Genomic DNA, 14,188 nt, shown 5'->3' with positions numbered 1-14,188 from the left:
GATCCACACGATCTTCACCCCATCTCCCCCTTACCTTTGCCAGAACCGTCGTCGCAATCGCTCAAGAATCTCGGCTATCTCACTTTTCATTTCGCGCAGTGACACATCATCCGCGGCTACAGAAGCACCCATCTGCTGCAGTTCCGCCTGGATGCCGTCCACGGACTGTCGCATTCCCGAGAGATCCACGGCTGTCAAATGCTGCTCGATGTGCGCCAGGCGATCGCGCAGGTCAGCAAAGCCGAATACAGACTCATGCTTTCCATCACTGAGGTGGAAGCGAACTTCGAATACCGCCGACTGCTCTTCCCCAACGGCGCCTGCAAACAGGTCGTCCACTGACAGCTCCACGAAGGGATCGTTGCCGCTCGCCAGCACCTTCACGGGGACCCTGCCCGGCTCGGAGAACAAGCGATCCCCACACGCCAGGACCCTGATACCCATGTCATAGAGTGGGTTCAGCGGATAATGTGACGTAAGTGATTCATTTGCGGAAATCGAACCCCATCCCGAGGCCGTGAAGACGTAAGTCCCTTCCGTCGACGCAGGGTCGAAGCGCAGTGCGACAGGGCGTACCCCTACGGGAAGTCGAAACCGGGCTACCCGGGAGTCCCCATCGCGGACGGGCATGCATGCAACCACCCGTTCTTCGGAGAAGTGTTCGCCTTCACTACGGAAGTAGAGCTTGGAAACACCAACCGGCTCCGCTCCGGTGTGCCGATAGCGATCGAGCAAGACACCCACGGAGTCTGTGCTAGTGACGAACGTGCGGATAGCCTCGCTCCCCAACTCATTCAAAACCTTCCCTGCATAGCCCGTTACGTGACGCGCTAGGATATCTTGCTCAGATGGCCCGGAGATGCGGAAACGAATGTAATCAGCGGTAAATACCTCATCAAACGGCACGAGGTAGCCGAAGAGGTAGAAGGCCATTCGGCGCAGACGCTCACGCTCGTCGGTGGCAGCAGCGATGAACGCGTACGAGCTGTCGCCCAGCACTTCCACCGGCACACCATACAGAAGTGCCTCAAGGCCAACGCTTGAGTTGATCGTCATGACTCGGCCGCATCGCTGCACAAACGCCGCGCTGTTTGGCGAGTTATCGACGAGGACGGTAGGATCAGCAAGGGCGAACCGGCTTCCAGGATGTGTCCTGACAAGGATGTCCCCACGCCCGGAACCTACAATGGCCCGAGTGAGTAACGCCGTATTGTCGAATCCATTGCTATAACTGAGCAGGTTCGAATCGTCTTCTACCTGCAGGACCACGCCGACGCTCCCATGGTGTCGATCAGGATCTGCGGGCACGTCGTCCTGAGAGAAGCTGCGACGCAAGGTCTCGAGCGCTAGATTTTCTGGCAGGCAACCGGCCTCCATTGCCTCATACCGAGAATGGGCCTCGGTATGGCCGTTGACGCCGCGGAAGTCGAAATAGGCAGTGCTGCGATAGAGCGGCCCGCGCAAGGGACCCAATTCAAGATAGGCGACGCGCGTTCCACAGGCGTGGGCAGCCGCGGCAAGCGAGGGACAATTCGACCAAGAAAGAATTACCTCCGGGACCTCCGGCAAGCTCCGCAGATGTGATTCCAGCTCCGCACGCAGCTCAGGAATCTCATCCTCCAGAAAGGCGCGGAAAAATGCCAGAGGATTGCCTTGATAGCGGGGGAGCAGGGCATGCATCAAGCCGCTGTCCATCAGGCGATATTGATGGCGCTCCAGTGACGAAGCGTCTGGAGTGACATAACCAAGTGCACGCTGCCGGGACAGATCGAGTTCGGGCCGCCCCTGCGCCTCCAGGCTTGCGCTCGTCGCGAGGTAATCCGACGAGAGCAGAAACGCCATTGGTTCACCGATTGAATGCAGCAACCGATAGAACACCCATAGATAGGGTGCGGGCAAACCGCGAAACGAATATGGGGGCAGGAACGCCGCGATCATGCAGCGCCCTCAGAAACGGTCACCGGCGCGAATACCACGCCAACCTGCTCGCGCGCTGACCAGAATTTCAACGACTGGATCGGGCGACGCTGGTCAAGCTCCTCTCGCGAGCCATTTTGGATGCACGACAGCCCGCAATGCACAAGATAATCGCCCGCGCTAATCGGAAGCTTTGCCGTGTACTCGAACACCTGGCGGCCCGGCCGCAACGTGATCGGCAAACCGGCACGAATATTGTTGTCGCCCCAGACGTCGCCGCCTTGTGTACGCGAGATCGAAATGCCTAGCGCGACGTCGTCGATGACCTCCGCCGACGCGATTGTGAATCGGAAGCGAACCTCTTCACCCGAGCGCAATACGGGCCGCTCCTCCAGCGTGGTGCCATCGGGCCGAAGGACCTGCATCGATTCGATAATGGCCCGCGCCGATCCAAAGCGCTTTTCGGACATATCGACGTTTGTCGTACTAGCCTGGATAGCGAGCAACTGCTGGACGTCGACCGTTTCGCCAAGCTCGATTGCCGCGACTTCTGGTGGCTTCGGGCGTGAAGCCATCATGCCCTTTTCATACATAAGGACAGCCGCAAGCACGTCATTCGTATCGGTGGTGATGCGGCCGCCGTCAAGAATGATGCACCGATCGGCATAGTCGAGGATATTGCCGGTGGAGTGGGTGACCATCAGGATGGTGACACCGCGGCGTCGCAACTCCTCCATTCGCTTGAAGCACTTGTACTGGAAGCCAATGTCACCGACCGAAAGGGCCTCATCGACAATCAGGATTTCAGGGTCCACGCAGGCCTGCACGGCGAATGCGAGGCGCACGTACATGCCGCTTGAGTACGTCTTGACTGGCTGATCGATAAATTCGCCGATACCTGCAAACTCTTCGATCTCAGCGAATCGCTTCTTCATCTCCTCACGCGACAGACCGAGCAGTTCACCGTTGAGAAACACGTTCTCGCGTCCAGTGAAGTCCGCATTGAAACCGGCGCCGAGTTCAAGCAATGCCGCAACCCGTCCGCTGACTTCGATAGATCCATGCGATGCCGCTAGGGTTCCACAGATGATCTGCAACAACGTCGACTTGCCAGCGCCGTTACGACCAATGATGCCGACGGTCTCACCCTTCGAGAGCGTGAACGACACACCGCCCAGAGCGTGGAACTCACGGTAGTAGCGGCGAGGAACACCACCGAAGAGCTTCTGCAGCCTCGGAAGGAAGAATTGCTTCAGCCGATCGCGTGGCGATTCATAGATTTCAAAGGTCTTGGTGACACCTTCGACGCGAATAGCGATCTCAGAGGACATCGGCAAATCCTTTCCTGGTCTTCTGGAACCACGAGTAGCCAAGCCATGCCACGAGCATGGAACCAGCCAGTTGGATCAGGTAGCTATGCCACGCCGGAACGATGCCCGCGATCAACACGCTGCGCACCTGCTCAATTACATGCGTCATTGGATTGAGGCTCATGATCGCCTGATAGCGTTCCGGCAACGCCGAGGCCGGATAGAAGATCGGCGAAAGGAACATGAGCGCGGTGACCAGGAGGCCTACGAACTGAGAGACGTCGCGCAGGTACACCCCCAACGACGCGAGAAACCATCCAAGCCCCAGTAGCAGGAACATCAAGGGGAGGAGGATGAACGGAAACAGCCATGCAGTTACTGGTGGCAGGCCGAAAAACGTCACGTAGAACACGAACCACACCACGAAGCTCACCATTCCGTGGAACACTGCAGCTCCCTGCGAGACGACAGGAAGGATCTCAAGTGGAAAAACCACCTTCTTGACGTAGTTGAAGTTCATCAAGATCAGCGTTGGCGCTCGGGTGAGGCACTCGGAGAACACGTTGAACACGAGCAAGCCGGAGAACAGCACCATTGCGAATTCGGTCTTGGAGCCGCTACCACCCTTCCACCGCGCCTGGAAGACGACGCTGAATACAAAGGTATAGATCAGGAGCATCAGTAGCGGGTTGAAGAACGACCACAGGGTGCCGAGCACGGAACCACGATAGCGTCCGATGACCTCGCGCCGGATTAGCGACATGGCAAGCGACCGGTGCTGCACCAGGGATCGCACCATCGATATGGGAGATATGCTGAAGTCTTTCATTTTCACTCGCAGATCAGGCGCACCCGGCGGACCGGCAGGATGCGCGAATGCATCAGGCCGTCAGGGCAACGTCAAGCTCTCGGCGCAGATCGACGATGTCTTCAACGCCCACTGACAACCGTATAAGTCCATCACTGATGCCCAACGCGGCCCGGGTACTGGCCGGGATGGAGGCGTGGGTCATGATTGCGGGATGTTCGATAAGACTTTCGACGCCCCCCAGCGACTCCGCGAGGGCGAAGAGGGAACAGCGCTCGAGCATCCGGGTCGCCGGTGCGAGGCCACCACGGACAACCGCACTGATGATGCCGCCAAAGCCAGCCATCTGGCGAGCCGCAAGCTCGTGCTGCGGATGCGATTGCAGGCCCGGGTAGATAACGCGCTCGATGGCCGGATGCGCTTCAAGCCATCTCGCGAGTTCGAGTGCGCCTTCGCAATGGGCACGCATGCGCAGGTGCAGGGTTTTGAGACCTCGCATGGCGAGGAAACTATCAAACGGCCCCGCGATTGCGCCGACCGAATTCTGCAGGAAGGCCATCTGGTCCGCGACCTCCTGCGTCGCCGCGACCACGATGCCGCCGACAATGTCCGAATGCCCGTTTAGGTACTTCGTGGCCGAGTGCAGCACCAGGTCCGCGCCGTGGCTGATAGGACGCTGCAGGATCGGCGAACAGAAGGTGTTGTCCACGACCAGGAGAATGTCGCGCTCGCGCGCGAAGCGACCCAAACGCTCCAGATCCACCAGCTTGAGCATGGGGTTGGTGGGGGTCTCCGCCCAGATCATCCGGGTTTTGGGGGTGACCGCCGCGCTAAGCGCCGCTTCGTCGTTCAGATCCAGGAAGCTGAAATCGAGGCCAGCGGAGCGACGACGTACCTTGTCGAACAGCCGGTAGGTGCCACCGTACAAATCGTCCATCGCGATGACGTGGCTACCTGAATCGAGCATTTCGAGGACAGTGGCCGCTGCAGCAAGGCCGGAGGCGAACGCAAACCCGGCTATACCCCCTTCGAGATCGGCCACGCATCCCTCGTACGCCATGCGAGTGGGATTCTGGGTACGCGAATACTCGAAGCCCTGATGCACGCCTGGACTCGACTGGACGTACGTCGAAGTCGCATAGATCGGCGTCATGATCGCACCGGTCGACGGGTCGGGATGCTGACCGGCGTGGATCGCTCGGGTCCCCAACCCAAGCTCGCCCACATTATCCTTTGAAATCATAACGTTATTAGCTCCACACACATTTACGGGGACCCCGGCGCACGCGGGACAGGCGACCGCACATAATACACGCTCGACTGAATCTGGCCCCGATACCCGGCCTGCGCAGTCCGGCGTCCTTGTTCAGGTTCGATGGGGCTCAAATCCCGCCCCTCGGGGCCGCTGACATGACACAATCTACGTTTCGACGAAGGAACTCCCGTCAACATGCAGACCTTGTTAGTAACCGGCGGTGCCGGGTTCATTGGCGCAAATTTCGTGCTCCGGACCATCGGACGCGGGGCGACGGTCGTCAACCTCGACAAGCTGACGTACGCCGGGAACCTCCAGACGCTCGCATCCCTGGACGGGAACCCCCGCCACCACTTTGTACAGGGCGACATCGGTGATCGGGCGCTGGTGGCCTCCCTTCTTGCAGCGCACAGGCCGGACGCCGTAGTGAATTTCGCGGCCGAATCCCACGTCGATCGTTCGATCGACGGCCCGGCGGCGTTTATCGAGACTAACGTCGTGGGTACGCTTGGCCTGCTCGAGGCGACCCGCGATCACTGGCGCTCGCTGGAACCGGATGCGGCCTCGACTTTCCGCTTCCTCCATGTTTCTACCGACGAGGTCTACGGCTCCCTCGGTGAGACCGGCCTCTTCACAGAGACCACGCCCTACGCCCCCAATTCGCCATACTCCGCCTCCAAGGCGGCGTCCGACCACCTTGTCCGTGCCTTTCATCACACCTACGGCCTCCCCGTACTTACGACGAACTGTTCGAACAACTATGGCCCCTACCAGTTTCCCGAAAAGCTGATTCCCCTCGTCATTCAGAAGGCCCTCGCAGGGGAGCCCCTTCCTATCTACGGCGATGGCATGAACGTGCGCGACTGGCTCTTCGTGGAAGACCACTGCAGTGCCATCAGCCGCGTACTCGACGCTGGCCGCCTGGGCGAAACCTATAACGTGGGCGGCAATTCCGAGCGCGCGAATATCGTGGTGGTCAAGACGATTTGCGCCATCCTCGACGATGTCGCGCCTCGGGCGGACGGAATGAAATACGAATCGCTCATCACCTTCGTCCGCGACCGTCCTGGTCATGACCGTCGCTATGCGATCGATGCCAGCAAACTTAAAGATGAGTTGGGCTGGACCCCTGGCCACACATTCGAGACCGGCATCCGTGCCACGGTGCAGTGGTACCTCGATAACTCCGCCTGGGTGCGCGGCATCCTCGATGGCAGCTACAAACTGGAGCGACTCGGCGCATGACCACGAAGGGCATCATCCTCGCCGGCGGCTCCGGCACACGGCTGTATCCCATCACGCAGGCCGTGAGCAAGCAGCTCCTGCCGGTGTACGACAAGCCCATGATCTACTACCCGCTTGCGACGTTGATGCTAGCGGGCATTCGCGATGTGCTCGTCATCAACACGCCGCACGAACAGGCGCTGTTCCAGCGCTTGCTCGGCGATGGCAGCCAGTGGGGCGTGAACATCACATATGCCGCTCAACCCTCACCCGATGGATTGGCGCAAGCCTTTCTCATCGGCGAGGATTTCATTGGCAATGACCCTAGCTGCCTGGTTCTGGGCGACAATATCTTCTACGGTGTCGGTCTCACTGAGCGGATGAAGCGGGCAGCGTCGCGCGAGCGCGGCGCCACGGTCTTTGGTTATTGGGTGCGAGATCCCGAGCGCTATGGCGTTGCCGAGTTCGATGCGAGCGGCAAGGTCGTGGGCCTCGAGGAGAAGCCCACCGCACCGAAGTCGAATTATGCGGTGACGGGCCTCTACTTCTATGATAACCGCGCCGTTGATTTCGCTAAGGCACTCAAGCCATCACCGCGTGGTGAGCTTGAGATCACCGATCTTAATCGCTGCTACCTGGATGATAATTCGCTGCACCTTGAGCAGCTGGGCCGTGGCTACGCCTGGCTCGATACTGGCACGCATGAATCACTCATGGAGGCAGGCGAGTACATCCAGACGATTGAGAACCGCCAGGGCCTGAAGGTCTGCTGCCCAGAAGAAATCGCCTATGTGAACAAGTGGATTGACGCCGAGCAATTGCTTCGCCTTGCGCAGCCACTTGCAAAGACTGGCTACGGTCAGTACCTGCAAAACCTGATCAAGCAAGGCTACGTCGGATGAAGTTCATCAGCACGACCCTACCCGGCTGCATCGTTATCGAACCGCAGGTATTCGGTGATTCTCGTGGCTTTTTCTACGAAAGCTACAACGAAGCGAAGTACAAGGCTGCAGGTATCGATCGCACGTTCGTCCAATCAAACGTATCGCGCTCAGCGCGAGGCGTGCTCCGGGGCCTGCATTTCCAATGGCCCAATCCTCAGGGCAAGCTGGTGAGCGTCGTCGAGGGCGAAGTGTACGATGTCGCAGTCGATATCCGCCGCGGTTCGCCGACCTTTGGCGAGTGGACGGGTGTCATGCTCACTGCCGAGAACCATCGCCACTTCTGGATTCCCGAAGGATTCGCCCACGGGTTCTGCGTGGTCTCCGAACACGCAACGTTCTCGTATCAGTGCACCGCTCTTTACGACGCCAAAGCGGACGGTTCCGTGCGCTGGGATGATCCAGCCATAGGCATCGACTGGCCGCTGTCGTCGCCGCTACTCTCCGAAAAGGACACCAAGGCGCCACTCCTGGCCGATATGCCGGATGAGCGGCTTCCGGAGTTCGAAGCGTGAAGATCCTCCTGCTTGGCGCGAATGGCCAGCTCGGTCGGAAATTCATCGCTGAAGGTAGTCTCGCTCGCCTGGGTGAACTGGTCGCCGCGTCGCGCGACGGCTCGGTACCCCAAGGCATTCGTGGCGTCGTTGGTGACCTCGCGGACAGTCCGGCACTCGAAGCGCTGCTCGACGCGGAACGTCCCGACATTATCGTGAACGCTGCAGCCTACACGGCTGTCGATAAGGCAGAGGCTGAGGAAGACGCGGCCAATGTCGTAAATGGTGAGGCGCCAGGCCTACTAGGTCGCTGGGCGGCTCGCCATGAGGCGCTGGTCGTACACTTCTCCACGGACTACGTGTTCCCCGGCGACGCATCAGCGCCCTACGGCACCGATGCAGCCGTCGACCCACAAGGCGCGTATGGGCGTAGCAAGCTCGCAGGTGAAGTGAACCTTCGCGCGAGTGGTGCGCGGCACTTCATTTTGCGCACCGCCTGGGTATATTCCGATGTGGGCCACAACTTCCTGAAAACCATGCTTCGCCTGGGCGCGGAGCGTGACGAATTGCGCGTGGTCGCCGACCAGCGCGGGACTCCGACGACCGCCGCGCTCATCGTGGCGGGCACAATGGCCGTCCTAGAACATTACACGAAGGATTCGGCCCTTCCGCTCTCGGGCACATGGCATCTCACAGCGGGTGGCGAGACGACATGGCATGGCTTCGCCGAAGCTATTTTTGATGAAGCCGTTGCTACCGGGTTGCTCTCACGGCGGCCACGCGTACATGCAATTGCCACGGCCGAGTTCCCCACACCGGCACGCCGCCCAGCCTATTCCGTCCTCGATAACCGCTCGTTCTCGGCCACTTTCTCCTGCTCGCTACCTGATTGGCGAGTAGGTCTCCGCGAAACGATTCACGCTCTCTCCGCGCATTGAGGTAGTTATGCTGATTCCACTGATCCTCAGCGGCGGCAGCGGCACACGCCTTTGGCCAATCTCTCGCAGGAACCTGCCCAAGCAGTTCCTCTCGCTTGCAGGCGACGAGACGCTGTTCCAGCAGACGGCGCGCCGGGGGCTCTCGCTACCGGATGCCGCAGCACCCATCGTTGTCGCTGCGGATGATCACAGGTTCCTCGCGGCGGAGCAGCTGCAGGAAATTGGGATCACGGGTGCCGACATCCTCCTCGAGCCGGTGGCGCGCAACACCGCACCAGCCATCGCTGTAGGTGCGTTGCAAGCCCAGCGGCGCGACGCCGATGCCCTGCTCCTCGTACTTCCTGCCGACCACCTTATCGGCGACGCCGCAAGTTTTACAGATGCGGTGGCGCGCGCTCGCGAAGCCGCTAATGCAGGCTCCCTGGTTACTTTTGGCATTCACCCCGATCGCGCGGAGACCGGCTTCGGCTACATACGTCGCGGTGACGCCCTGGATGAGTCAGCATTTCGCGTCGGAGAATTCGTCGAGAAGCCACTGCTCGACGTAGCCAGGCGCTATGTCGATAGTGGGCTGTACGACTGGAACTCCGGCATGTTCCTTTTTCGCGCCGATCGGTACTTGGAAGAGTTGGGGCAGCACTCGCCCGCCATGCTCGCTGCGGCGCGCGCCGCCTTCGAGAACGCCAACGTCGATCTCGATTTTATTCGCCTGGACGCGGAGGCCTTCGCCGCCGCCCCAAGCGATTCGATCGATTACGCGGTTATGGAGAAAACCGCTCACGCCGCCGTAGTACCCGTCACGTGCGACTGGTCGGACATTGGGTCTTGGGACGCCCTGTGGCTTGCAGCGGACAAGGATGGCGACGGCAACCACCTCGAAGGCGATGTCATCGCACTGGATACCCATGACTCCCTTGTTCGCTCACACGACCGACACCTGATCGCAACGATCGGGCTGAAGGATGTGGTGGTAGTCACGACGCCCGATGCGACCCTCGTGACTCATCGCGACCGATCGCAAGACGTCAAAGCGATCGTCGACAGGCTCAAGGCCGCCGGGCGAACGGAACACGACCTACACCGAGTGGTACGTCGCCCGTGGGGCCTCTATGATTCGCTGGAATCCGGGGACCGCTTTCAGGTGAAGCGTATCGTCGTTAAACCCGGCGCCGCACTAAGCTTGCAGATGCACCACCACCGCGCCGAACACTGGATCGTCGTAAAAGGCGTCGCCGAAGTGACTTGCGACGATAAGATTTTCCTGTTGTCAGAAAACCAGAGTACCTATCTCCCTTTGGGGAGCCGTCACCGTCTGCGCAACCCTGGCAAGGTCCCCGTCGAACTTATCGAAGTGCAATCAGGCAGTTATCTTGGGGAAGACGATATCGTTCGCTTCGATGACGCGTACGGGAGAGCCTGACGCGAGGTGACCACGTCGCCATTCCGGTGCCCGAGACGCTCCCCATAACGGCGTTTATCGGCCGGCCGTGGGGTCCGGTATCTCGAGATCAGTGTTGGTCAGCAGACGCTTGCAGTCGGCAATGATTGCGTCTTCGCGAGCGCTGCGTCCGCAGAGCTCCGCAAGAACGCGACCGCGCTCGAGAACTAGCGCAGTCCAGGCCCACCCGTTCAGGTCACGGCGGGCCGTGACTGCGACAGATCGCAGCCGCCCGGGCGAACCCGGCCAATCAAATGCAATATGAGTTTCCAAGCGCTGCCCTCGCCACCCTTCACCCTTATGCCGAATATGCGGGGATTTCGCAAGATCCTTGAGGTGAAGACGCTGGAATTAGCCGGCGCCGTGATCAGGCTACACGCTTCAGCGGCGGGACTTTTCGAGCCACGTGAATGAGAGCCAGCGCCGTACAGAAAACCACCAGCCACACAACAGGGATCTTCAACCAGGTTGAGTGAATGGAATCGCCGAGATGCAGGCGGTCCTGGTAGAACGATAAAAGAATTGGGTGAAGGCAATAGATTCCCAGCGATGAGTCCGCAATGACTCGGACGGCCGCACCAGGAAACCGCGGCAGGCTACGTATGCTGGTAAGCCACACGAAACCAGCGATCGAGGCAACCGCGACCAACGGCGTCTGATACACAAAGAACGACTGATCGGGCCGGCCCATCCGCAGCGAATACGCGATCGTCGCGAGCGCGACCCCAGTGGTCGAAAGCGCAAATACCCACAGGCTTGGCCAGCCGCCAATCCACGACAAAACCGACTCACGCTGGAGATACGCACCCAGCACGAAGAATCCAAGATAGCCCGAGAACAGCTGGCCACCAAAAAGCGTCGGCACGTCCGACGACATCACCGAAAGCAACCTGACCTGGTTGAGAACACACGACACAGAGAACCAGAGGCCGAGAAACACAAGAATTTCTCGATCCGAAGATGCTCGTAGGATCATCCCGAGGTAAGGCGCCGAAAGGTACAAGCCGAGGGCAGCATAGAAATACCAGAGATGCCCATACGGCGTGACCAGATAGTGCACGAAGTGATCGAACAACGAGATTGAATGGTCACCGAACGCGAATACATAGACCGCCGTCCAAAACGTCAGGGGAAGCAGGACCCGAACCACACGCCTTCGGTAGAACGAAAAAATCGGCTCGTGCTTCCGGAGGAGCAACGCGCCGGAGAGCATAAAGAACATAGGGACCGCGCCCCTGCCCAATGCGTCAAATACAACCGCGGGCACCCAGAGCGGCCCGAATGCATAGAAATAGCTTGCGCCGCTATGCAGGAGCACCACTAGCGCGCATGCCGTGGCGCGAGCGACATCCATTCCCAGCGATCGCTCTCCTACGCGGTCCGGGCTCATTGACGTCACGATGTATATTGCCGCAGCTCTTCGGCAACCGGACCGCGTCGAGTCTTCCTGCGCAGGCACCTTGCCTCCACTCCGTACCATGACGCCGCCCCAGCCAGCCAGACGACGGGAATGGATGCACCCATCAGCGAGTACGGCCCGAGGCCAGGAAACAGAGCACCAAGCACTTGTTGTAATGGGAATCCGTACAGATAGATGCCATACGAGTAGTCATTCACCCAGTTAGGGAGCCGCAATGGCGGCAGGAACGCAGCGTAAATCGTTGCATACGCCGTAGCCACAAGGAACAAGGCAATGCCTACAGGCTGATCACGGCAAACCCACCAGGCGATGAGCAGCCCTCCGGCTATGCCCCCATGCATGGGCAACCAGGCGCGTGTCGCATACATCACCGATCCCAAAGCGAACGCCCATGCCAGACGATACCCGTCTTCATTGGGCACGATCCAGCTCATATCGAAGCACGCGGCTAGTAAAATCAAGGCAAGAACTGGCACCAGCGCCGGCGCTCGAGTCACCCGTACGACGACTCCCGCCACCAATGCCAGGACGTAGAGTCTCACTTCTAGTGGAATGGTCCAGAGGCTCCCATTCACCCCGCGGCCATGTGCAGTGGCCGTGAAGACCACGCCGGGCAGCTCAAAAGGGGCATGCCTGAAGTACAGGACTATCTTCCCGAGATACTCATAAACGCCGCTGCTCGCGAGGTAATCCCGAAGGGACAAGCTCGTGAAGGCGGGCCCCAAAACGAAGGCCGTAAGCAGGGCGCAGATCATAAGTGCAGGCGCGACGCGTAACAGACGGGAGCGAAGGTACGAAGCAACATCGTGTTTGAGCGCGCTCCGCAAGATCAGGAATCCACTGATCGTGAAGAACACAAGGACACCGAGGCCATTGATGGGCACCGGGCCACCGGCGGCCTTCAAAGGCTCCTTGCAGGTTTCGCAGTGAAGAGGTGCTAACGCGTATGCATGCCCAACGAGAACTGACGTCGCGGCCAACAGGCGGATAAGGAGGAAATTATTCTCTCCATCCCGATCCCGCCCTTCCATACGCTGCGCGAGCGACGCCACCACAGGCAACTTCATACGGTGAGGATGCGTGCAATTTCACGCGTACGCGCCTCAAGAAGCGCCGGATCACCACGCGACTCCACATTTAGCCTGAGCAAAGGCTCCGTGTTAGACGAACGTACGTTGAAGCGCCATGCCCCGAAATCCGCGCTGACCCCATCAATATGGTCAAGAATGGGGTTCTGATTTGCATAGAACGCCAGAACGCGCTCAATGGCTGCCTTAGCATCGTCCACGACAAAGTTGATTTCGCCACTGCATGGGTAAGCCTTGACGCGCTCAGCCAGCATGCTCGCAAGCGAGGCGTTTGATTTGGACACACGCTCGGCGATCAATAGCCATGGAATCATCCCGGAATCGCAGTAGGCGAATTCACGGAAGTAATGGTGGGCACTCATCTCGCCACCGTAGACGGCATCTTCCGCGCGCATGCGCTCCTTGATGAAGGCGTGGCCCGTCTTGCTTTCAATGGGCACGCCGCCGGCTTGCTTCACCATGTCAATGGTGTTCCAGGTAAGCCTTGGATCGTGAATGACCCTGGCGCCAGGGTTTCTCTCCAGCAGCTGCGCGGCCAACAACCCCACAATGTAATAGCCTTCGATGAATTCGCCATCGGCATCAAAGAGGAAGCAACGGTCAAAGTCACCATCCCAGGCGATGCCGAAGTCCGCACCGTGCTCGCGCACCGCATTCGCCGTCGCCGCCCGGTTGCCCGGGAGCAACGGATTGGGGATGCCATTGGGGAACGAGCCATCGGGCTCGTGATTGACGCGAATGAATTCCAGCGGCAGATGCGGAGCCAGAAGATCGACGATGGCGCCAGCACCACCGTTACCGGCATTAACCACAACTTTTAAGGGCGCGAACCGGCTGGGATCGACGTAGCCGAGCAGGTGCTCGACATACGCGGACTTATCGTGGTCTCGCTCGACGCGCCCACGCACCGGCGCGGGCGCACCGAACGCATCCGATTCGACCAGCCGTTCGATATCGCGCAGGCCCGTATCGCCACTGATGGGGCGCGCGCCTTCGCGAACGAGCTTCATGCCGTTGTAATCAATAGGGTTGTGGCTGGCAGTAACCATGATGCCCCCCGCAACCTGGCGGTGAAATACCTGAAAATAGACCTCCTCGGTTCCACACAACCCAATGTCGATCGCGTCACGGCCTTCATCGCCCAGACCGCGCACGATCGCTGCGGCAAAGGCAGGACTGTCCTTACGAATGTCGTACCCCACGACGACTTTTCCAGGCCCAACCCAACGGGCAAAAGCCCTGCCCAGGCGGTAGGCGACTTCTTCGTTCAACTCATCCGGGACGCGGCCACGAATGTCGTAGGCCTTGAAGCACTTCATGAGGCATCCCTTCGATGGAAAGGACACTATTCTCGT

The 14,188-nt window shown here is 59.7% G+C and carries 12 protein-coding genes; 5 read left to right on the top strand and 7 right to left on the bottom strand.

Translation table 11 applies throughout. The features are described 5' to 3' along the window. Positions 1–30: 30 nt before the first annotated feature. The 4 genes from L2Y97_RS04340 to L2Y97_RS04325 are packed head-to-tail and all read right to left on the bottom strand — an operon-like array spanning position 31 to position 5,278. On the bottom strand, positions 31–1,938 hold the full coding sequence (locus L2Y97_RS04340) for a GT99 family glycosyltransferase N-terminal domain-containing protein (protein ID WP_247433472.1): 1,908 nt from the start codon (positions 1,936–1,938) through the stop codon (positions 31–33). Further along, entirely contained in the window at positions 1,935–3,248 is a 1,314-nt protein-coding gene (locus L2Y97_RS04335) for an ABC transporter ATP-binding protein (protein ID WP_247433470.1), read from the bottom strand. Before L2Y97_RS04335 ends, L2Y97_RS04340 begins: the two co-directional genes overlap by 4 nt. After that, on the bottom strand, positions 3,238–4,056 hold the full coding sequence (locus L2Y97_RS04330; RefSeq protein WP_247433467.1) for an ABC transporter permease: 819 nt from the start codon (positions 4,054–4,056) through the stop codon (positions 3,238–3,240). Before L2Y97_RS04330 ends, L2Y97_RS04335 begins: the two co-directional genes overlap by 11 nt. Positions 4,057–4,108: 52 nt before the next feature. Beyond that, entirely contained in the window at positions 4,109–5,278 is a 1,170-nt protein-coding gene (locus tag L2Y97_RS04325; RefSeq protein WP_247433465.1) for a trans-sulfuration enzyme family protein, read from the bottom strand. Between the two features lie 207 nt (positions 5,279–5,485). On the opposite strand from L2Y97_RS04325, the gene rfbB reads away from it, so the two are divergent. From rfbB to L2Y97_RS04300, 5 genes are read left to right on the top strand one after another with little or no spacing between them, the layout of a single operon-like run. Then, a complete protein-coding gene (gene rfbB, locus L2Y97_RS04320; protein ID WP_247433463.1) occupies positions 5,486–6,535 on the top strand; it encodes a dTDP-glucose 4,6-dehydratase in 1,050 nt (349 codons plus the stop codon). Further along, on the top strand, positions 6,532–7,416 hold the full coding sequence (gene rfbA / locus L2Y97_RS04315) for a glucose-1-phosphate thymidylyltransferase RfbA (protein ID WP_247433460.1): 885 nt from the start codon (positions 6,532–6,534) through the stop codon (positions 7,414–7,416). Before rfbB ends, rfbA begins: the two co-directional genes overlap by 4 nt. Then, positions 7,413–7,970 carry a dTDP-4-dehydrorhamnose 3,5-epimerase gene (gene rfbC / locus L2Y97_RS04310; RefSeq protein ID WP_247433457.1) on the top strand — a complete coding sequence of 186 codons (558 nt, stop codon included), beginning with the start codon at positions 7,413–7,415 and terminating at the stop codon, positions 7,968–7,970. Before rfbA ends, rfbC begins: the two co-directional genes overlap by 4 nt. Continuing rightward, on the top strand, positions 7,967–8,887 hold the full coding sequence (rfbD, locus tag L2Y97_RS04305; protein ID WP_247433454.1) for a dTDP-4-dehydrorhamnose reductase: 921 nt from the start codon (positions 7,967–7,969) through the stop codon (positions 8,885–8,887). The genes rfbC and rfbD overlap by 4 nt, the downstream gene beginning before the upstream one ends. 7 nt (positions 8,888–8,894) lie before the next feature. Further along, entirely contained in the window at positions 8,895–10,307 is a 1,413-nt protein-coding gene (locus L2Y97_RS04300) for a mannose-1-phosphate guanylyltransferase/mannose-6-phosphate isomerase (protein ID WP_247433452.1), read from the top strand. A 385-nt stretch (positions 10,308–10,692) separates the two neighbouring features. Here L2Y97_RS04300 and L2Y97_RS04295 read toward each other — a convergent pair whose 3' ends face one another. The 3 genes from L2Y97_RS04295 to L2Y97_RS04285 are packed head-to-tail and all read right to left on the bottom strand — an operon-like array spanning position 10,693 to position 14,152. Further along, on the bottom strand, positions 10,693–11,679 hold the full coding sequence (locus L2Y97_RS04295; protein ID WP_247433449.1) for an acyltransferase: 987 nt from the start codon (positions 11,677–11,679) through the stop codon (positions 10,693–10,695). Positions 11,680–11,720: 41 nt separating this feature from the next. Next, positions 11,721–12,812, bottom strand: a complete 1,092-nt coding sequence (locus L2Y97_RS04290) for an acyltransferase family protein (RefSeq protein WP_247433446.1) — start codon at positions 12,810–12,812, stop codon at positions 11,721–11,723. Next, entirely contained in the window at positions 12,809–14,152 is a 1,344-nt protein-coding gene (locus L2Y97_RS04285; RefSeq protein ID WP_247433443.1) for a phosphohexomutase domain-containing protein, read from the bottom strand. Before L2Y97_RS04285 ends, L2Y97_RS04290 begins: the two co-directional genes overlap by 4 nt. Between the last annotated feature and the right edge of the window lie 36 nt (positions 14,153–14,188).

The sequence above is a fragment of the Luteibacter aegosomatissinici genome, from assembly GCF_023078495.1.
In the GTDB taxonomy this organism is placed as follows: Bacteria; Pseudomonadota; Gammaproteobacteria; order Xanthomonadales; family Rhodanobacteraceae; genus Luteibacter; species Luteibacter aegosomatissinici.
The sequence above is the reverse complement of the archived record's forward strand: the minus strand, read 5'-3'. Positions and strand labels throughout refer to the sequence as shown.

What these genes read in the sequence shown, in the direction of transcription:
- L2Y97_RS04295 (WP_247433449.1), bottom strand. Translation starts at nt 11,679, where the DNA reads ATGGATGTCGCTCGCGCCACGGCATGCGCGCTAGTGGTGCTCCTGCAT.
- L2Y97_RS04325 (WP_247433465.1), bottom strand. Translation starts at nt 5,278, where the DNA reads ATGATTTCAAAGGATAATGTGGGCGAGCTTGGGTTGGGGACCCGAGCG.
- rfbA (WP_247433460.1), top strand. Translation starts at nt 6,532, where the DNA reads ATGACCACGAAGGGCATCATCCTCGCCGGCGGCTCCGGCACACGGCTG.
- L2Y97_RS04300 (WP_247433452.1), top strand. Translation starts at nt 8,895, where the DNA reads ATGCTGATTCCACTGATCCTCAGCGGCGGCAGCGGCACACGCCTTTGG.
- L2Y97_RS04290 (WP_247433446.1), bottom strand. Translation starts at nt 12,812, where the DNA reads ATGAAGTTGCCTGTGGTGGCGTCGCTCGCGCAGCGTATGGAAGGGCGG.
- L2Y97_RS04340 (WP_247433472.1), bottom strand. Translation starts at nt 1,938, where the DNA reads ATGATCGCGGCGTTCCTGCCCCCATATTCGTTTCGCGGTTTGCCCGCA.
- L2Y97_RS04330 (WP_247433467.1), bottom strand. Translation starts at nt 4,056, where the DNA reads ATGAAAGACTTCAGCATATCTCCCATATCGATGGTGCGATCCCTGGTG.
- L2Y97_RS04335 (WP_247433470.1), bottom strand. Translation starts at nt 3,248, where the DNA reads ATGTCCTCTGAGATCGCTATTCGCGTCGAAGGTGTCACCAAGACCTTT.
- rfbB (WP_247433463.1), top strand. Translation starts at nt 5,486, where the DNA reads ATGCAGACCTTGTTAGTAACCGGCGGTGCCGGGTTCATTGGCGCAAAT.
- rfbC (WP_247433457.1), top strand. Translation starts at nt 7,413, where the DNA reads ATGAAGTTCATCAGCACGACCCTACCCGGCTGCATCGTTATCGAACCG.
- L2Y97_RS04285 (WP_247433443.1), bottom strand. Translation starts at nt 14,152, where the DNA reads ATGAAGTGCTTCAAGGCCTACGACATTCGTGGCCGCGTCCCGGATGAG.